At 65.9% G+C, this 17,473-nt stretch carries 16 protein-coding genes; 7 read left to right on the forward strand and 9 right to left on the reverse strand.

All coding sequences use genetic code 11. The features are described 5' to 3' along the window. Nucleotides 1–63: 63 nt before the first annotated feature. The 3 genes from AC6LJ2_RS01770 to ypfJ form a co-directional block, all read right to left on the reverse strand. Nucleotides 64–828 (reverse strand): DUF1828 domain-containing protein, encoded by a 765-nt coding sequence (locus AC6LJ2_RS01770; RefSeq protein WP_263912202.1) that lies wholly within the window; start codon nucleotides 826–828, stop codon nucleotides 64–66. After that, nucleotides 825–1,361: a hypothetical protein gene (locus AC6LJ2_RS01775; RefSeq protein ID WP_263912200.1), complete on the reverse strand. Its 537-nt coding sequence runs from the start codon at nucleotides 1,359–1,361 to the stop codon at nucleotides 825–827. The genes AC6LJ2_RS01770 and AC6LJ2_RS01775 overlap by 4 nt, the downstream gene beginning before the upstream one ends. A gap of 335 nt (nucleotides 1,362–1,696) precedes the next feature. Further along, a complete protein-coding gene (gene ypfJ / locus AC6LJ2_RS01780; protein ID WP_263912198.1) occupies nucleotides 1,697–2,548 on the reverse strand; it encodes a KPN_02809 family neutral zinc metallopeptidase in 852 nt (283 codons plus the stop codon). Nucleotides 2,549–2,636: 88 nt separating this feature from the next. Between ypfJ and AC6LJ2_RS01785 the strand changes: the two genes are divergently transcribed. From AC6LJ2_RS01785 to bamC, 4 genes are all read left to right on the forward strand, one after another. Beyond that, nucleotides 2,637–3,263 carry an L-threonylcarbamoyladenylate synthase gene (locus AC6LJ2_RS01785; RefSeq protein WP_498150612.1) on the forward strand — a complete coding sequence of 209 codons (627 nt, stop codon included), beginning with the start codon at nucleotides 2,637–2,639 and terminating at the stop codon, nucleotides 3,261–3,263. Nucleotides 3,264–3,372: 109 nt separating this feature from the next. Beyond that, nucleotides 3,373–4,020 (forward strand): site-2 protease family protein, encoded by a 648-nt coding sequence (locus AC6LJ2_RS01790; RefSeq protein ID WP_263912196.1) that lies wholly within the window; start codon nucleotides 3,373–3,375, stop codon nucleotides 4,018–4,020. A gap of 87 nt (nucleotides 4,021–4,107) precedes the next feature. Next, on the forward strand, nucleotides 4,108–5,013 hold the full coding sequence (gene dapA, locus AC6LJ2_RS01795; RefSeq protein WP_025138040.1) for a 4-hydroxy-tetrahydrodipicolinate synthase: 906 nt from the start codon (nucleotides 4,108–4,110) through the stop codon (nucleotides 5,011–5,013). Nucleotides 5,014–5,030: 17 nt separating this feature from the next. Further along, nucleotides 5,031–6,155, forward strand: coding sequence for an NlpB/DapX family lipoprotein (gene bamC, locus AC6LJ2_RS01800; protein ID WP_263912193.1), 1,125 nt, complete (start codon nucleotides 5,031–5,033; stop codon nucleotides 6,153–6,155). Nucleotides 6,156–6,281: 126 nt separating this feature from the next. Here bamC and AC6LJ2_RS01805 read toward each other — a convergent pair whose 3' ends face one another. Then, on the reverse strand, nucleotides 6,282–7,259 hold the full coding sequence (locus AC6LJ2_RS01805) for a LysR substrate-binding domain-containing protein (protein ID WP_498150613.1): 978 nt from the start codon (nucleotides 7,257–7,259) through the stop codon (nucleotides 6,282–6,284). A gap of 123 nt (nucleotides 7,260–7,382) precedes the next feature. On the opposite strand from AC6LJ2_RS01805, the gene AC6LJ2_RS01810 reads away from it, so the two are divergent. The 3 genes from AC6LJ2_RS01810 (at nucleotide 7,383) to AC6LJ2_RS01820 (ending at nucleotide 11,590) form a co-directional block, all read left to right on the forward strand. Further along, nucleotides 7,383–9,179 (forward strand): IlvD/Edd family dehydratase, encoded by a 1,797-nt coding sequence (locus tag AC6LJ2_RS01810; protein WP_498150614.1) that lies wholly within the window; start codon nucleotides 7,383–7,385, stop codon nucleotides 9,177–9,179. 96 nt (nucleotides 9,180–9,275) lie between these two features. After that, nucleotides 9,276–10,655 (forward strand): MFS transporter, encoded by a 1,380-nt coding sequence (locus AC6LJ2_RS01815; protein WP_498150615.1) that lies wholly within the window; start codon nucleotides 9,276–9,278, stop codon nucleotides 10,653–10,655. After that, nucleotides 10,652–11,590, forward strand: a complete 939-nt coding sequence (locus tag AC6LJ2_RS01820) for a dihydrodipicolinate synthase family protein (RefSeq protein WP_263912190.1) — start codon at nucleotides 10,652–10,654, stop codon at nucleotides 11,588–11,590. The genes AC6LJ2_RS01815 and AC6LJ2_RS01820 overlap by 4 nt, the downstream gene beginning before the upstream one ends. Before the next feature lie 110 nt (nucleotides 11,591–11,700). On the opposite strand, the gene AC6LJ2_RS01825 is transcribed toward AC6LJ2_RS01820, so the two are convergent. The 5 genes from AC6LJ2_RS01825 to AC6LJ2_RS01845 form a co-directional block, all read right to left on the reverse strand. Continuing rightward, nucleotides 11,701–11,928, reverse strand: a complete 228-nt coding sequence (locus tag AC6LJ2_RS01825; RefSeq protein ID WP_105557453.1) for an endopeptidase — start codon at nucleotides 11,926–11,928, stop codon at nucleotides 11,701–11,703. A gap of 217 nt (nucleotides 11,929–12,145) precedes the next feature. Further along, nucleotides 12,146–13,339 carry a ribosomal protein uL16 3-hydroxylase gene (locus tag AC6LJ2_RS01830; protein ID WP_498150616.1) on the reverse strand — a complete coding sequence of 398 codons (1,194 nt, stop codon included), beginning with the start codon at nucleotides 13,337–13,339 and terminating at the stop codon, nucleotides 12,146–12,148. After that, nucleotides 13,336–15,990, reverse strand: a complete 2,655-nt coding sequence (mutS, locus tag AC6LJ2_RS01835) for a DNA mismatch repair protein MutS (RefSeq protein ID WP_498150617.1) — start codon at nucleotides 15,988–15,990, stop codon at nucleotides 13,336–13,338. The genes AC6LJ2_RS01830 and mutS overlap by 4 nt, the downstream gene beginning before the upstream one ends. 133 nt (nucleotides 15,991–16,123) lie before the next feature. Then, nucleotides 16,124–16,576, reverse strand: a complete 453-nt coding sequence (locus AC6LJ2_RS01840; protein ID WP_498150618.1) for a hypothetical protein — start codon at nucleotides 16,574–16,576, stop codon at nucleotides 16,124–16,126. Between the two features lie 456 nt (nucleotides 16,577–17,032). Further along, nucleotides 17,033–17,296, reverse strand: coding sequence for a hypothetical protein (locus AC6LJ2_RS01845; RefSeq protein WP_263912128.1), 264 nt, complete (start codon nucleotides 17,294–17,296; stop codon nucleotides 17,033–17,035). Nucleotides 17,297–17,473 lie beyond the last annotated feature (177 nt).

Raw genomic sequence — 17,473 nt, forward strand, 5'->3', positions numbered from 1 at the left:
GGAACCCTGGCCTGCCTCGCCGCCGGGCCGTCCGGCCATCGGCGGCGGCCGTGCGCCGCTCGCCTAGTCGGCGAACACGGCCTGCCAGTCGCGCGTCTTGGCCAGCGTCTGCACGGTGGCCGACTGCTCCAGGATGGTCACGGCCTTCTTGAATTCCTCGGCCGACGCGCCGTCTTCCAGAATCACCATGCGCGAGTTGCGCGCATCCGCCATTTTCACGTCCGACATCTTGCCGTGGGTCTGGTAGACCTGGGTCCAGTCCATTTTCTTGCCGGCCTTGAGCGCGATCGGCTCGATGTACGTCAGCGCCGTGCTGCCCGCGGCGCGCACCGCGAACGCAAAATCGGCGGTGTGGCCGCTGCTGCCCTTGGCGCGCGCCCCCTTGACCATGCGGTTCACACCAACGCCCGCCGCCAACGCACGGCCGACCTGGGCGCGAAAACGCAGCTGGCTGAACTTGGGCATCCACTTGGCGCACTGGAACGACAGGGCCATGGCCAGCTTCACCGCGTCCCACAAGGCTTCCTGCAACTGCTCGTTGGGGCCCGAGGCCACGATGGCGCCCGACTTGTCGAAATGCGCCAGACTCACGCCCGGCGTTTCGTTCAGGATGTCGATGCGCTTGGCGGCCAGCTCGATGCCGTAGCTGGACGCGTGCATCGCGGTCTCACAGGCATCGGTGAGATAGAACGTGGCGTCGTCCGGGTGCGCGATGAAGAACGCGGCGTGCTGGCCGTCCAGGCCGAGGGTCATCGGCGAGATGGCGCGGATGGCATGCTCGCCCGCCGGCAGGACGGTCCAGCCGGAGGCTTCCAGGAAATTGCTCATAGGATCAGTTCGATTTGTCGGCCTTTGAGGGGATGCGCGAATCCGCCGGTCAGGGTCAGGTTGGCCCTCGGCAGGAAATACTGCATCAGCTCGCCGATCGTGTGCAGGGCGGGCACGATGGGCTCGGCATAGCCTTCGCCTTCGTTCACCCAGATATGTTCATGGCTGCGGTCCGCCAGCGGCTTGCGGAACTGCGGGCGGCCTTCGCCCACCAGGCTGGTGTGGAACGAGTCGTCCGTGTCCACGCCGAACACGCGGTGCGGGCCCACGAACAGGCTCGCGCAGAACGCTTCGGTCAGGAAGAGGGTGGCCTGGCCGTGCACCACGGTGCGGGCGCCGCGGTAGGTGGCGCGAAAGATCACGTCGTCGCGCACTTCACCCTTGATGCGGCAGGGGCTGGCAAATTCCATCCATTGGGGGCTGGCGCCGACCGGCTTGGGCATCCAGGTGATCTGCTTGATGGTCTCCTTGGGCTCGGCAAGGATCTCTTGCACCTCATCAACGGTGATTAGCGGTTCGAACTTGTTGGCCATGGAAACGGATCTAGTGTCTGGAAATGCGTCGCGCGGTACGCGTCGCCGCAGGGGTCCGGCGTGCGCGCGGCAGCGCGAGAGGGGCGGTTTTTTCCCGGTCAGGCTGTCCGCCGGCAGAAAGCGTCCGGCCCAATGGGAAAAGCCCCCTTTCGGGAGCTGGTCCGCGCAGCGGGAACTGCGCGGGGCGTAATCTTACAAGATGAAGACGGTGCCGGTCTTGCGGCTGTATGGATATACAGGCAAAACCGGCGCCTTGGCAGCGGACTGTCAGCCTGCGGCGCCGGACGCGACCCGGCGCCGCGCCGCGCGACGGGGATCGTCGGCGCTGCGCGCGGCTACAGCGAGCTGGCCGCGAACGTGTCGCATTGCTTCAGGTTGCCGCTTTCCAGGCCGCGCTTGAACCAGCGCACGCGCTGGGCCGACGAACCATGCGTGAAGGCGTCCGGCACCACGTAGCCCTGGCTTTGCTTTTGCAGGCGGTCGTCGCCGATTGCGGTGGCCGCGGCCAGCGCTTCTTCGACGTCGCCGCCTTCCAGGATGTTGCGCGCCGCGTTGGCCCGCTGCGCCCACAGCCCGGCAAAGCAATCGGCCTGCAGTTCGAGGCGCACCGACAAGGCGTTGGCCTGCGACGGATTGCGGCGGCGCAGGTTGTCGACCTGGTCTGATATGCCCAGCAGATGCTGCACGTGATGGCCGACTTCGTGGGCAATCACGTAGGCCTGCGCGAAATCGCCAGGCGCCTTGAAGCGGTTCTGCAATTCATCGAAGAACGCCAGGTCGATGTACACCTTGCTGTCGGCCGGGCAGTAGAACGGCCCCATCGCGGCCTGCCCGGTGCCGCAGGCCGTGGGCGTGGCGCCGCGAAACAGCACCAGCTTGGGCGCCACGTACTGGCGGTTCAGGTCTTTCTGGAAGATGGCGCTCCAGGTGTCTTCGGTTTCGCCCAGCACCTTCGAGACGAAGCGCGCCTGCGGGTCGTTGGCGGGCGGCTTGGTGGCCGGCGCCTGCTGCTGCGTGGGCGGCCCTTCGGCCATCTGCAGCACCACGTTGGGATCCACGCCAAAGTACATGGCCACCAACGCCAGCACGATGGTGCCGATGCCGATGGTGCCGCGTCCGCCGATGCGCGGGCCGCTGGCGCGGCGGTCTTCCACATTGTCGCTTTCGCGGGAATCATCAAGGCGCATACTGTGTCTCCGGGCGGGCCGGATGGACCGCCATGTGTTGCATCGCCGCCATTGGCTGGGCGGCCTTCAAGAGTGTTAGGATAATCCCATGGCCCTTCATTTAGATATCCACCCCGCGAATCCCCAACCGCGCCTGCTCAAGCAGGCCGCCCAATGGCTGACCGACGGGGGCCTGGTGGCGGTGCCCACCGACTCCAGCTACGCGGTGGTCGCGCGCCTGGACGACAAGAACGCCGCCGACGGCCTGCGCCGCCTGCGTGGCCTGGACGAACGGCATCACCTCACGCTGCTGTGCCGCGACCTGGCCGAAATCGGTCATTTCGCCCGCGTCGACAACCGCCAGTACCGCTTGCTCAAGGCTGCCACGCCCGGCCCCTGGACCTTCATCCTCGAAGCCACCAAGGAAGTGCCGCGCCGCGTCTCGCATCCCTCGCGCAAGACCATCGGCATCCGCGTGCCCGACCACGCCGTCATGCTCGGGCTGCTCGAACAGGTGGGCGCGCCGCTCTTGTCCACCACGCTGATCCCCAAGGATGAAACCGAAGCGCTGAACGACGCCGAAGCCATCCGCGAGCGCTACGACCACCAACTGGCCGCCATCATCGATGCCGGCGCCTGCCCGCATTCGCCCACCACCGTCATCGATCTCACCAGCGAAGAGCCGGTCGTGGTGCGCGTGGGCCGCGGCGATCCTTCCACGCAGGGTCTGGCCTGAATCCGCCTGCCATGCTCCACCGCCGGGCGCGGGCGCGCCCGGCGCGCGTCAGGCGATGCCTGCGCTGCGGCGCATGTCGTCATGCGGCTCCTCTACAATCCGGTTCGCCATGAACGACATCATCCAAACCATCGCGGTCTACGCGATACCGGTCATCTTCGCCATCACGCTGCACGAGGCGGCCCACGGCTATGTCGCGCGCATGTTCGGCGACCCCACCGCGTATCAGGCCGGCCGCGTCAGCCTGAACCCGGCGCGTCACATCGACCCCGTCGGCACGCTGCTGGTGCCGGTCGTGATTCTGCTGATGTCCAAGCTCATGGGCAGCCCCGGCATGCTGTTTGGCTGGGCCAAGCCCGTGCCGGTGGATTTCGGCCGCCTGCGCCGGCCCAAGAAAGACATGCTATGGGTGGCGCTGGCCGGCCCGGCCGCCAATCTGCTCATGGCCATCCTGTGGGTGTTTTCGCTGCGCCTGTTCCTCGAATCCGGCATGCAGGAAACCTTCTGGTACGAAATGGCCATGGCCGGCGTCCAGGTCAACCTGGTGCTGATGGCCCTGAACCTGCTGCCCATCCCGCCGCTCGATGGGGGACGCATCGTTTTCAGCCTGCTGCCCAACCGGCTGGCCTGGCAATACTCGAAAATCGAGCCCTACGGCCTGGTCATCGTGGTCGTGCTGCTGGTGACCGATGTGCTATGGATATTGATGCGTCCGATCCTGGCGTTAGGAACGACAATCGTTCAGTGGTTTCTGTAGGATTTCGGCCAATATCCGTTAAACTCAGCGGTTTCATTGATTCTGGCCCTGAGGCATCCCGCCATGGGGCGTTGGAGCCCTTCATTTATGGCATCCCCTGCAACCGCCGCAGGCGTTAATTTCCAGGGCAGCATGGTGGCCCTCGTCACCCCGATGCAGCCCGATGGCAGCCTTGACTACGCTGCCTACCGGTCGTTGATCGACTGGCACATCCAGGAAGGCACCGACGCACTCGTGGTGGTGGGCACCACCGGGGAGTCGCCGACGGTTTCCATGGAAGAACACGCGGAACTCATCCGCGTGGCGGTTGAACATGCCGCCGGCCGCATTCCGGTCATTGCCGGCGTGGGCGCCAACTCCACCGACGAAGCCATCCACCTGACCCGCCACGCCAAGGCAGTGGGCGCGCAGGCCGGTCTGTCCGTGGTTCCGTACTACAACAAGCCCTCGCAAGAAGGCCTGTACCGCCACTTCCGCACCATCGCGGAAGCCGTCGACCTGCCCACCATCCTGTACAACGTGCCGGGTCGCACCGTTGCCGACATGAGCAACGAAACGGTCCTGCGCCTGGCCCAGGTGCCGGGCATCATCGGCATCAAGGACGCCACTGGGGACATCGCCCGCGGCGGCCTGCTGCTGCGCGAAGCGCCTGCCAGCTTCCAGGTCTTCAGCGGCGACGATCCCACCGCTGCCGCCCTGATCCTGCTGGGCGCCCGCGGCAATATCTCCGTTACCGCCAACGTCGCGCCCAAGCTCATGCGCGACCTGTGCGCGGCCGCACTGGCGGGCAATGTTCCCAAAGTGCGTGAACTAAATGCACACCTGGCTCGTCTGAACAAGGCTTTGTTCGTTGAAGCCAATCCTATCCCCGTCAAGTGGGCGTTGGCCGAAATGGGCCGCACCGCACTGGGCTACCGGCTTCCGCTGGTTGAACTGGGGGCGCAGCACCATGAATCGGTGCGTCGTGTGCTCCAGGAAACGGGTCTGCTCTAAATATCGTGAGGATACGTATGAACAAGCGTCATGCCGGTCTGTCGGCATTGATGTCTCTGGTGTTGTTGGCCGGCTGCAGCGAGGTCAACCAATTCCTGGGCAATGAAGAATCCGTCAACTACAAGAGCGCCGTCACTCAGCGTGGAGAGCCTTTGAGCATTCCGCCTGACCTGACCCAGGCCGCCAGCGATCCGCGCTACCGCGCGCCCGCTTCCGGCTCGACGACGTACTCGCAGTTCCAGCAACAAGGCCAGGCGCAAGCCAGCAGCCCCAAGGCCAGCAACGTGCTGCCCGGCCGCCAGGACATGCGCGTCGAGCGTGACGGCGATCTGCGCTGGCTGGTCGTCGACCGTGCCCCCGAAGACGTCTTCCCGCGCCTGGTCGACTTCTGGACCGAAAACGGCTTTACCGTGGCCAGCAACAACCCGGCTGCCGGCCTGATCGAAACCGACTGGGCGGAAAACCGCGCCAAGATCCCGGAAAGCTGGCTGCGCCAAGCCCTGGGCGCGGTGCTGGAATCGGCCTGGGACAGCGGCGAGCGCGAGAAATTCCGCACCCGCGTCGAACGCGTCAACGGTCACACCGAAGTCTACGTCAGCCACCGCCAGATGCTCGAAAAGCGCGTCGGCGGCGACGGCTCGCAAGTGCAGTGGCAGAACGGCAAGGAAGATCCGGGCCTGAACGCCGCCATGCTGGCGCGCATGATGGTCTACCTGGGTTCCGACGTCGACAACGCCCGCAAGCTGGTGCAGCAGGCCGAAGCCGCGCCGCAAAAGCCCGCGGTTCAGCAAGACGTCCGCGCCCAGGGCGCCCTGCTGATCGTCAACGAATCGTTCGACCGCGCCTGGCGTCGTGTCGGCGTCGCGCTGGACGGTGGCGGCTTCGCCGTGGACGACCGCGACCGTTCGGCGGGCGACTACTTCGTGCGCTACTTCGACACCGACACCGGCGAAAAGATCGACCAGCCGGGCTTCTTCAGCCGCATCTTCTCGAGCGACAAGAAGGCCGAAGCGCCGCAGTACCGCATCCACCTGACCGCCAGCGGCGACCAGACCAATGTGACGGTGCTGGATGCCAAGGGCGAACGCGACAGCAGCGCCACCGCGCAGCGTCTCTTGAGCGTGCTGAAAGACAAGATGTGATGTCGACCGCGGGCGCTTAGGCAGCGCCTGCGCGGTTCAAAGGCCCCTGCGGGGGCCTTGAATCTCAGACTCAGTCTTGCAAGATCCACTCCGACGGGGTGGATTTTTTTTGGCTTGTGCGGCCGCTCAGTGCCCTGCGGATGGCTCGGTATCGGCCGAGGGCGTGTGATAGATGGCGCGGCCCGTCTCACGCAGCGCTTCCAACACCCGTTCCGTTGCTGGCGTGGCCAGCCGGTCGGTCGGGGTGATGATGCCGAAGTCGTCCATGTGGCAGGGCAGGTCCAGCGGCAGGGTCTCGAGCATGCCGTAGCGGGCATAGTGCTGGGCAACGTCCAGCGTCAGCACGGCCACCATGTCGGACTGCACCAGCATGCGTGTCAGGAATAGCGGCGCCGCGGTTTCCACCACCTTGTCCGGCGGCGGCAGGCTGGCACGGCGGAACATCAATTCGAATCGATGGCGCAGCACGCTGCCCGCGGGCGGAATCAACCACGTCCACGCGGCGGCCTGCTCCAGCGTCAGGCCGGCTGCGCCGGCCAGGGGATGGCCCACCCGCACCGCTGCACAGACCGGTTCTTCGGCCAGCGGCTCATAGCGCAGTTGCGTCTTGTCGTGTTCGGGCGAGAGTCGGCCGACCACGATGTCCAGCTTCTCGTGCGCCAAGCGTTCCAGCAGGACATTGCTGCTGTCGATTTCCACCGATATCCGCAGGCCCGGACTGCGCTGCATGGCCAGCGCGACGGCGGCCGGCAGCAGGCGCACGCCGGGCGAGGTGATGGCGCCGATGGCGACGCTGCCCATCTGTCCTGTTTTCAGGGCCTGCACTTCGGTATGCGCCTGCTCCAGGCTGCCGATCGCTGCACGGGCATGGCGGATCATTGCCTGGCCGTAAAGCGTGGGTTCGATGCCGCGCGCCAGGCGCAGGAATAACGGTGCGTCGAGCAGGTCTTCAAGTTCGCGCAGCAATTTGGATGCCGCCGGCTGCGTCATGGCCAGACGGTCGGCCGCGCGGTGGATGCTGCCTTCGTCGGCCAACGCCACCAGCAGCAGCAACTGGCGTGTTTTCAGACGGGTGTGGCTGGCTCGGATAGCGGCGTTATGCATGCGGGATAGGGGTTAGCACTGATGCCTGAATCGATATGGCTTCCGGCCAAGACTTCATTAGAAGAGTAGCAGCAATCTTCCTACACTGGCCCGCAGACATAACGACAACGCTTGGAGACATGCATGGCGGACCTCACCGCATCCCATCCCGACCCCGCGGCCGATGACGCCCAAGCCGAAGAAGCCACGCCGAACGCGACCCCGAGGTTGCGTTCGACGGCCTGGTTCGGCACGGCGGACAAGAATGGCTTCATGTACCGCAGCTGGATGAAGAACCAGGGCATTCCCAATCACGAGTTCGATGGCCGCCCGATCATCGGCATCTGTAATACCTGGTCCGAGCTGACGCCCTGCAATGCGCACTTTCGCAAGCTGGCGGAACACGTCAAGCGAGGCGTGTACGAGGCCGGTGGCTTTCCAGTCGAATTCCCGGTGTTCTCGAACGGCGAATCCAACCTTCGGCCGACCGCGATGCTGACGCGCAACCTGGCTGCGATGGACGTGGAAGAGGCGATTCGCGGCAATCCCATCGATGCCGTCGTGTTATTGGCGGGATGCGACAAGACCACGCCTGCGCTGCTGATGGGCGCGGCCAGTTGCGATGTGCCGGCCATCCTGGTGTCGGGCGGGCCGATGCTCAATGGCAAGCTGGACGGCAAGGATATCGGGTCGGGCACGGCGGTCTGGCAGTTGCACGAGTCGCTCAAGGCCGGCGACATCGACCTGCACCAGTTCCTGTCGGCCGAGGCAGGCATGTCGCGGTCGGCCGGCACCTGCAACACCATGGGGACGGCCTCGACCATGGCCTGCATGGCCGAGGCGCTGGGAGTCTCACTGCCGCACAACGCCGCGATTCCCGCGGTGGATGCGCGCCGCTATGTGTTGGCCCATATGTCCGGCATTCGTATCGTCGAAATGGCCAGGCAGGGGCTGTCGCTGTCCAAGGTGCTGACCCGCGAGGCGTTCGAGAACGCTATCCGCACGAACGCGGCGATAGGTGGGTCGACCAATGCCGTCATCCATCTGAAGGCCATCGCCGGCCGCATCGGCGTGCCGTTGGAGTTGGAAGATTGGACCGCCGTCGGCCGCGATACGCCGACGATCGTCGACCTGATGCCCTCGGGGCGCTTCCTGATGGAAGAGTTCTATTACGCCGGCGGCCTGCCCGCCGTGTTGCGGCGCCTGGGCGAGGCCGGACGCCTGCCGCATCCTCAGGCGCTGACCGTGAATGGCAAATCGTTGTGGGACAACGTCAAGGATGCCCCTCACTACGACGACGAAGTGATACGCCCGCTGGACAAGCCGCTGCTGCCCGACGGCAGCATTCGCATCCTGCGCGGCAACCTGGCGCCGCGCGGCGCGGTGCTCAAGCCCTCGGCGGCAACGCCGCGCCTGCTGCGGCACCGGGGGCGTGCGGTGGTCTTCGAAAACCTCGAACACTACAAGGCGCGCATCGTCGACGAGTCGCTGGATGTGGACGAAGACTCGGTGCTGGTGCTCAAGCATTGCGGCCCCCGTGGCTATCCGGGCATGGCCGAGGTGGGCAACATGGGGCTGCCGCCCAAGCTGCTGCGGCGTGGCGTCAAGGACATGGTGCGTATCTCGGATGCCCGCATGAGCGGCACCGCATACGGCACCGTCGTGCTGCACGTGGCGCCCGAGGCCGCTGCCGGCGGCCCGCTGGCGATCGTGCGGGACGGCGACTGGATCGAACTCGATTGCGAAACCGGCCGTCTGCATCTGGATATCGGCGACGCCGAATACGCGCGCCGCATGGCCGGCATCAGGCCGCAACAAGCGCCTGCCGAAGGCGGCTATCGCAAGCTGTACGTCGACCACGTGCTGCAAGCGGATGAAGGCTGCGACCTGGACTTTCTGGTCGGCTGCCGGGGCCACGCCGTGCCGCGCCACTCGCATTAGGGCCTGCGCGAAGCGCCTTTTGGTGCTGACAGGCCCGGGATCACCCACGGGGGCGATACGACCCCCGATCTTTCCAAAAACCATGGAGACAGACTCATGACCGAAGTCAGAAGCCCCGTGCGCGCAAGCACGGGATCGCCGCCCGACCGGAACGCCAATCCGCTTGATGAAGCGCGCATCATCCGCATGCTGACGCGCCGCCTGATTCCCTTCCTGGCATTGATCTACGTGGTGGCCTACATCGACCGGTCGGTCGTAGGGTTTGCCAAGCTGCACATGAATGCGGCCGTCGGTATCAGCGACGCCGCCTATGGCCTGGGCGCAGGGCTGTTCTTTGTCGGGTACTTCCTGTTCGAGGTGCCCAGCAACCTGGCGCTGGAGCGCTTTGGCGCACGCCGCTGGTTCGCGCGCATCCTGTTCACCTGGGGCGTGATCACGATGGCCATGGCCTTGACGGCCGGCGCGACCAGCTTCTACGTGCTGCGCTTCCTGCTGGGGGCTGCCGAAGCGGGGCTGTACCCGGGCATTCTGTACTTTCTGACCAAGTGGTTTCCGATGCGGCATCGGGCGCGCATCATCGGTCTCCTGGTGCTGGCCCAGCCGGTGGCCCTGATCGTGACCGGGCCGATCGCGGGCCTGGTGCTGTCCACGCAAGGCTGGGGCGGCCTGAGCAACTGGCAGTTGCTGTTCGTGCTCAGTGGCTTGCCGGCCGTGCTGCTCTGCCTGCCCACGTTGCGGCTGTTGCCGGATTCGCCCGCGAGCGCCGCCTGGCTGCCGCCGTCGGACCGGGCCTGGATCGAACGCGAATTGGCCGCGGACAAGGCCGCCTATGGGCTCAAGCCGCACGGCAATCCGCTGAAGGCGCTCAAGGACAAACGCGTGTTGCTGCTGGCCCTGCTGTTCCTGCCGTTTCCGCTGAGCATCTACGGCCTGTCATTGTGGTTGCCGACGATCATCAAGCAGTTCGGCGTCAGTGACGCAGCGACTGGCTTCCTGTCTGCCGTGCCATACCTGTTCGCGGTGGTCGGCCTGTGCCTGGTGCCACGCCACTCGGACCGCAAGGGCGAACGCTACTGGCACATTGCGATCGTGTCGGCGGTGGCCGCCGCGACGATGGCGTTGAGCGCGTGGGTGCAGTCGCCGGCCTGGCAGTTCCTGTTCATCTGCCTGACCGCGTTTTCGATCTACTCGATCCAGGCGGTGGTCTGGGCGTTGCCTGGCGAGTTCCTGACCGGCGCCGGGGCGGCGGTGGGCATCGCAATGATCAACTCGCTGGCCAACCTGGGCGGCTATCTGGGCCCCTACGGCGTCGGCATGATCAAGGATGCCACCGGCAGCCTGTCGGCCGGGCTGTATTTCCTGGCGGCCATGCTGTTGCTGGCCGTGGCCATGACCTTCGTGGTCCGCGCCGCATTGCGCCCGGCGGCATCGCCGTCGGCCATCCCTTCCAACCACCCTGTCGATATCACCCCATGACCCCTGACCTTACCCGGCGCGTCCCGCGCTACCAGGGCATTTTCCCTGTCGTGCCCACGACCTTCACCGAGACGGGCGAACTGGATCTGCACAGCCAGAAGCGGGCGGTCGATTTCATGATCGACGCGGGCGTGGACGGCCTGTGCATTCTTGCGAATTTCTCCGAGCAGTTTTCGCTGGCCGACGATGAACGCGATTGCATCACCCGGACGGTGCTTGAGCACGTGGCCGGCCGGGTGCCGGTCATTGTGACGACCTCGCACTACAGCACCGCTATCTGCGCGCGCCGCAGCATCGAGGCCCAGGCCATGGGGGCGGCGATGGTGATGGTCATGCCGCCTTATCACGGTGCGACCTTTCGCGTGCCGGAATCGCAGATCGTTTCGTTTTACTCGCGCTTGTCCGACGCGATCGAGATTCCGATCATGATCCAGGATGCGCCCGCCAGCGGGACCGCGCTGAGCGCCGAACTGCTGGCGCACATGGCGCGTGACATCGAGCAGGTGTCATATTTCAAGATCGAAACGCCGGGGGCTGCGAACAAACTGCGCGATCTGATCCGATTGGGCGGCGATGCCGTGGAAGGGCCGTGGGATGGCGAGGAGGCCATTACGTTGCTGGCTGACCTGGGCGCCGGCGCCACTGGTTCGATGACAGGCGGAGGTTTTCCCGACGGAATTCGGCCGATCATCGAGGCGCATCAAGAGGGCAATGCGGACCTGGCTTTCGAGCGGTATCAACGTTGGTTGCCGTTGATAAACCACGAGAATCGTCAGGCAGGCTTGCTGGCCGCCAAGGCCCTGATGAAGGAGGGAGGCGTGATCGCGTGCGAGGCGCCCCGTCATCCCTTCCCCCCGCTGCGGCCAGAGACACGCGCCGAGCTGATCGACATCGCGAGGCGATTGGATCCGGTGGTGTTGCGCTGGGGCACCTAGCGCGAACAGGCATCCGTGCATGACGGGCCGGGCTTGAACGGCCGCCCAGACAAAAGCCCCGGCATCGCTGCCGGGGCTTTGTCGTACCTAGAGCGGGGGTTCTTCTCTAATTACGATGCGGGCGTGGTCGAGCCGCCCGGGGTGTTCGAGCCGCCGCCAGGCGTGGTGCCGGGCGTGGGGGCCGGAGCCGGCGAGGTGGCCGGGGGCGTGGTGGAAGGCGCGGGGGTGCTCGCGCCCGGAGTGGGGTTGTTCGCGGGCGCCGGGGCATCTTCCTTCTTGTTGCAGGCGCTGAGCGACACCGCCAGCACCGACGCAATAATCAAGGTTTTGCTCATCATTTTTGGACTCCTGTAGATGACGACTCTTGAAACCCCGTCAGGGGAAACCAGAATCCAGGCTACAGGAAGCCGTAAGCCCTGCGAGTGTGAAAGTTAAAAAGGTCGCATCCCAACGGCAACAAACCTTTCCGCCACGTGTGATGTCTTTCCTTATGTGACCCCGCGATCAGACCTCATTGCGTTCTGTGCAATACAGATACGCATAGGTGTCTGGATACTACGAGGCCACATAGTGGATCCACCCGGAATCCAGCCAATCGGCCAGGCACGAGCGGGCTTCGTCGGACAGGCGGGCGCAGGCGGGGTCGGCGCAATCCAGGCTGCGGGCGTCGGCCAGCTTGCACAGCGCGGCCGAGGCCGGCGTCATGGCGGTTTCGCCGTTGATGAACAGCTGCTTGCCGCGGTAGAGCATGCGGCTGCGGCGGTCCAGCACCAGCTTGCCGGCAGTGGGCCAGTCTTCTTCCAGGTCCACGTCCAGGTCTTCAGGGGCATCGAAAACGCTGAGGTTGCTGGGCTCGGTCAGCCAGCAGCCCAGAAAGCGCGAGGCCAACGCGTCGTCAAAGCGCAGCTTCTGCACGGTCTCCAGGGTGGCCTCGACCAACGCGTCGGGCACCTGCGCGGGCGTCGTGACGGCGGCCTGGGCCGGGTCGCGGTACACGGCCGACAGCTTGGGGCCGGGCAGTGCCGGTTCGCCGTACGGACCGCCCAGCAGGCCGACGCGCGCCATGACCTGGTCGGCCGCGGCTTCGAGCAGGCCACGGGCCAGCGTGGCCTGCGTGGGGGCGCGAAAACCGATGGAGATGGTCATGCAGCCGTCACCCGCGGCGATGCCGTCGTGGGCGGCCTGGGGCGGCAGGTACAGCATGTCGCCGGGGGCCAGCACGGCTTGCGCTTCGGGCTCGAAGCGGCTCAGGATCTTGAGCGGCAGGCCCGGTTCCAGCGACAGGTCTTTCTGGCGCCCGTAGCGCCATTCGCGTTCACCGGCCGCTTGCAGCAGGAACACGTCGTAGCTGTCGAAGTGCGGGCCGACGCCGCCGCCGTGGCTGGCGATGCTGATCATCACGTCATCCAGGCGCGCGTCGGGAATGAAGCGGAACTGCTGCATCAATTCGGCCGCGGCATCGCTGTGCAGGTCCACGCTTTGCACCAGCAGGGTCCAGTCGCCTTCGTTGTCTTTCGGCAGGCGGGCGAAGGGGCCGCTTTCCATTTGCCATTCGCCGTTCTCGCGCCAGATCAGGCGCGACTCGACGTCGTCGCGGCGGGCCAGTTTCTTGATGGCCGCGATGGTGACAGGCGGCTTGAAGTCGGGAATGGCCTGGCGGATCAGGAGCGGCTTCTTTTGCCAGTACCGGCGCATGAAGTCGTTGGGGCTCTGGTTGCCCAGCAGCGGCAGGGGATGATCGAGGTTCATTGCAGGTGCTTTTTCAGGCGGTAGAGGGCGTCCAGCGCTTCGCGCGGAGTCAGGCTGTCGGGGTCGATGCCGGCGAGTTCGTCACGCAGGCCGTCCAGGGCCTCGATGGCGTCGGCGCGGTCGGCCTCGGCGTAGGCTTGCGCGTCGGCGTCGGCAGCGGCCGAGAACAGGCCCAGCTGCGGCGTGGGCGCGCCTTGCGCTTCCAGGCGTTCCAGTTCGCGGGTGGCCTGGCGGATCACGGCGGCGGGCACGCCCGCGCGCTGCGCCACCTGGATCCCGTAGCTGCGACTGGCGGGGCCTTCGCGCACTTCGTGCAGGAATACGATGCCGCCGGCGGACTCGGCCGCGGCCAGGTGCACGTTGGCCGAGGCGGGCTGTTCGGCCGGCAGGCGCGTCAGTTCGAAGTAGTGGGTGGCGAACAGCGTCAGGGCGCGGTTGTGCGCCAGCAGGCGGCAGGCAATTGCCCAGGCCAGCGCCAGGCCGTCGTAGGTGGACGTGCCGCGGCCGATCTCGTCCATCAGCACCAGGCTATTGGGCGTGCTGGCCGACAGGATGGCGGCCGCTTCCGTCATTTCCATCATGAAGGTCGAACGTCCGCCGGCAAGGTCGTCGGCGGCGCCGATGCGGGTGAAGATGCGGTCGATCTTGCCGATGCGGGCGCGCGCGGCGGGCACGAAGCTGCCGATGCGCGCCAGCAATACGATCAGCGCCACCTGCCGCATGTAGGTCGATTTACCGCCCATGTTCGGGCCGGTGATCAGCAGCATGCGGCGCGCCGGGTCGAGCCGGCAGCCGTTGGGCGTGAAGCGTTCGATGGCGTTTTCCACCACCGGATGGCGGCCCGCATCGATGTCGATGTCGGCCTGCTCGGACAGTTCGGGTGCGATCCAATCGTGGCGGCGCGCATGGTCGGCCAGTGCGGCCAGCGTGTCCAGTTCGGCCAGGGCGCCCGCGCAGTCGGACAGCGGGCGTACGTGTTCGGCCAGCACATCCAGCAATTGTTCGAACAGCCACTTTTCGCGAGCCAGCGAGCGGTCTTGTGCCGACAGTACCTTGTCTTCCCAGGTCTTGAGTTCCGGGGTGATGTAGCGTTCGGCGTTCTTGAGCGTCTGGCGGCGGCGGTAGTCTTCCGGCACCTTGGCCGTCTGGCCCTTGGTGACTTCGATATAGAAGCCATGCACGCGGTTGAATTCCACGCGCAGGTTGCTGATGCCGGTGCGTTCGCGTTCGCGCGCTTCCAGTTGCACCAGGAAGTCGCCGCCGTCGGCGGCCAGCGCCCGCAGTTCATCGAGTTCGGGATCAAAGCCCGTGGCCAGCACGCCGCCGTCGCGGATGGCGACCGCGGGCTCGGCGGCAATGGCGCGCACCAGCAGGGCGGCCAGCGCCGGATCGACCGACAGGTGCGAGATCAGCTGGCCCAGGCGTGGGGAATCGGCCATGGGCTCGACCAGGTCGCGCAGCGCCGGCAGGGCTTGCAGCGCATCGCGCAGGCTGGCCAGTTCGCGCGGACGCACCGAACGCAGCGCCAGCCGTGCGGCGATGCGTTCGATATCGGGAAACGCGTTCAACGCACTGCGCAGGCCTTCCAGCAGCCCGGCCGAGCCGAAGGTCTGCTCGACGTCCATGCGGCCGGCCAGCAGCGCCGAGATGGCTTGCTGGCGGGCGTGGGCTTGCTCGTTTTCGCGCAGCGGATGATGCAGCCAGCGGCGCAGCAACCGGCTGCCCATCGGCGTGCGGCAGCCGTCCAGCAGCGAGAACAGCGTAGGCGCGTCTTCGCCGGACAGGGTCTGCGTCAGTTCCAGGTTGCGGCGCGTCACCGGGTCCAGCAGCACGAATTGGCCGGGCCGTTCGGCCGACAGGCTCTGCACGTGCGCCAGCGCCTGCGATTGCGTGCGGGCCGCGTAGCGCAGCAGTGCGCCGGCTGCGCAGATGCCCGCGGGCATGTCTTCGATGTCGAAGCCGGCCAGCGTGTCGGTCTTGAAGTGCGCCAGCAGATGCGCGCGCGCGCCATCGCTTTCGAAATGCCAGTCCGGCACGCGCGAACGGGCGCCCTCGAACGGGAAATCGAATTCCGCGCTGTCCGCGCACACGATCTCGGCCGGGGCGATGCGATGCAGCTCGGATTCCAGCTGCGCCGGCGCGCATTCGGTCACGCGGAAATCACCGCTGGCCAGGTTCAGCCACGCCAGCCCGGCCCGCGGCGCGCGCGTGTTGCCGGACACGAAGACTGCCGCCAGTGCGCGATCGGCCTTGGCCGGCAGCAGCGCGTCGTCGGTCAGCGTGCCGGGCGTGACGATGCGCACGATGCGGCGCTCGACGGGGCCTTTCGAGGTGGCCGGATCGCCGATCTGTTCGCAGATGGCGACCGATTCACCTGCCGCTACCAACCGCGCCAAGTATTGCTCCATTGCGTGCACCGGCAGCCCGGCCATCGGGATTGGCGTGCCGTTGGACGAACCCCGCTTGGTCAGCGTCAGGTTGAGCAGCCGCGCGCCGCGCTCGGCGTCTTCATAGAACATTTCATAGAAGTCGCCCATGCGGTAGAACAGCAGCAACGGACCAGCCTCCGACTTGAGTCGGAGGTATTGCTGCATCATGGGGGTGTGGCCCGCGTGGGCGTCGGCGGCGGAGTGTTGTGTTGCGGAATTCATGCCCGTGATTGTATCGGGCCGGGGCGGGGGATGTGGCGGGCAGTTCATGGCCCGTGAGACGGGGTGAACGAAAAGTGGCGGTCAGCGGGAAGGGCGGGATTGTGGGGGGCAACAGCGAGCCAGTGACCCTGCTTTACGGAGAAGGCGGTGGCGTGACGGGGGCGAGAGGGGCTGGCATCGCCTGCGGCTGAGAGGGCGGATACGAATAGACCCACGGAGCAGCCGCCGGCGGCATGCGTTGCAGACCGAAGTAAATGGCGCCGATCACCGCGATGATGCTCACGATCCACTTGTAGATGTCGGTGTGGGCCCTCTCGACGGATGCGCGGATGCTTCCGATATCCAGCTTCGCGTCAATGCTCGCGAGCGTGGTCTTGACGGCAATGACGTCGCCTTTGAGGGTGTCGACGTCCTTCTCGATCCGACCCAGCCGGCCGTCGATGACATCTACGCGTTTTTCAAGGTGTGCCAGGCGATTCATTCGCGCATTATCGCCGCCGTGGCCCCCAGAGCCAAACGAGGATCCGCGACCACCCTGGATGGATGTGCGTGACGAGTCCTTTGATGTCAGTTCATTCTGCTTCACTGCCGTTCCGTTTTCTGATTCAACCCAGGCAGATTAATCAAAACCGTTCGTGCAGACTGCAAAGACGCTCGCTTGTAGGGCGAGCTCGCGTCCGGGGTCACCGCAGCGGGATTGCACACGTCGAAACAGGGCAGGGAATGGCACCGCAAGCCATTGAGGTTCCAGCAACCCGCTCAGTCGCTAACGGCGGGTGAGGATGGATAAGGTCGGCCCGGCTGTGGATGCCAGGCGCGTGCTACGGTATGTCCGCCAAGGGCGGATTCAACAGCCGATCTTGGCTTCCTGGCCGTAGCCGAACGGCCAGCGGCGGCGGGTGGGTTCGGGCTTGGTGGTTTCTTCTTGCATGGTCTTCTCCTTGTCTTGCATTCCCGAGGATTCTATTTCCCCGGATGTAACAGCATTGCAAGTGATCGTTAGCACTCTATCGGTCGAGGCGTCGGACGTGGCCACGGCGGCTCAATCGGCCGCGAACAGGGTGACCTGGCGTTCCAGCGCGTAGGTGGCGCGGTAGCTGGCGGGCGTGGCACCGCGGTCGATAAGGAGCAGGCCTTCGCGTTCGGCGGCGGCCAGGACGTCGCGCAGCTTGGGGCCGCTTTCCACGCCGGTGGCCTCTTGCAGGCGGCCCAGCGGCAGGTAGTCGCCATTTTTCACGCCAGCCAGGCGCGGGAAGGCGCTGAGCCAGATGCTGCGTGGGGGCGGGGTGTTGATCAGACTGGTCATGGTCGGGCCTCCCGTGCGGTCTAGATACTGTATGAATAAACAGTATATCCGATCAGTCCTATTTCGCTGGGCGGTGATGTCGCATCAGTCTGAGATGGGTGCCTTGGGGGCAGGTGCCACTCGCCTCATTCCGGCATTGCGGCCGCAGAGACGGGCGGGCACGCCGACGACAACTGC

The organism is Achromobacter sp. 1014246743, from assembly GCF_059760725.1.

What these genes read in the sequence shown, in the direction of transcription:
- AC6LJ2_RS01810 (WP_498150614.1), top strand. Translation starts at nt 7,383, where the DNA reads ATGGCGGACCTCACCGCATCCCATCCCGACCCCGCGGCCGATGACGCC.
- AC6LJ2_RS01825 (WP_105557453.1), bottom strand. Translation starts at nt 11,928, where the DNA reads ATGATGAGCAAAACCTTGATTATTGCGTCGGTGCTGGCGGTGTCGCTC.
- AC6LJ2_RS01775 (WP_263912200.1), bottom strand. Translation starts at nt 1,361, where the DNA reads ATGGCCAACAAGTTCGAACCGCTAATCACCGTTGATGAGGTGCAAGAG.
- dapA (WP_025138040.1), top strand. Translation starts at nt 4,108, where the DNA reads ATGGCATCCCCTGCAACCGCCGCAGGCGTTAATTTCCAGGGCAGCATG.
- AC6LJ2_RS01785 (WP_498150612.1), top strand. Translation starts at nt 2,637, where the DNA reads ATGGCCCTTCATTTAGATATCCACCCCGCGAATCCCCAACCGCGCCTG.
- ypfJ (WP_263912198.1), bottom strand. Translation starts at nt 2,548, where the DNA reads ATGCGCCTTGATGATTCCCGCGAAAGCGACAATGTGGAAGACCGCCGC.
- AC6LJ2_RS01820 (WP_263912190.1), top strand. Translation starts at nt 10,652, where the DNA reads ATGACCCCTGACCTTACCCGGCGCGTCCCGCGCTACCAGGGCATTTTC.
- AC6LJ2_RS01830 (WP_498150616.1), bottom strand. Translation starts at nt 13,339, where the DNA reads ATGAACCTCGATCATCCCCTGCCGCTGCTGGGCAACCAGAGCCCCAAC.
- AC6LJ2_RS01845 (WP_263912128.1), bottom strand. Translation starts at nt 17,296, where the DNA reads ATGACCAGTCTGATCAACACCCCGCCCCCACGCAGCATCTGGCTCAGC.
- AC6LJ2_RS01790 (WP_263912196.1), top strand. Translation starts at nt 3,373, where the DNA reads ATGAACGACATCATCCAAACCATCGCGGTCTACGCGATACCGGTCATC.
- mutS (WP_498150617.1), bottom strand. Translation starts at nt 15,990, where the DNA reads ATGAATTCCGCAACACAACACTCCGCCGCCGACGCCCACGCGGGCCAC.
- AC6LJ2_RS01815 (WP_498150615.1), top strand. Translation starts at nt 9,276, where the DNA reads ATGACCGAAGTCAGAAGCCCCGTGCGCGCAAGCACGGGATCGCCGCCC.
- AC6LJ2_RS01770 (WP_263912202.1), bottom strand. Translation starts at nt 828, where the DNA reads ATGAGCAATTTCCTGGAAGCCTCCGGCTGGACCGTCCTGCCGGCGGGC.
- AC6LJ2_RS01805 (WP_498150613.1), bottom strand. Translation starts at nt 7,259, where the DNA reads ATGCATAACGCCGCTATCCGAGCCAGCCACACCCGTCTGAAAACACGC.
- bamC (WP_263912193.1), top strand. Translation starts at nt 5,031, where the DNA reads ATGAACAAGCGTCATGCCGGTCTGTCGGCATTGATGTCTCTGGTGTTG.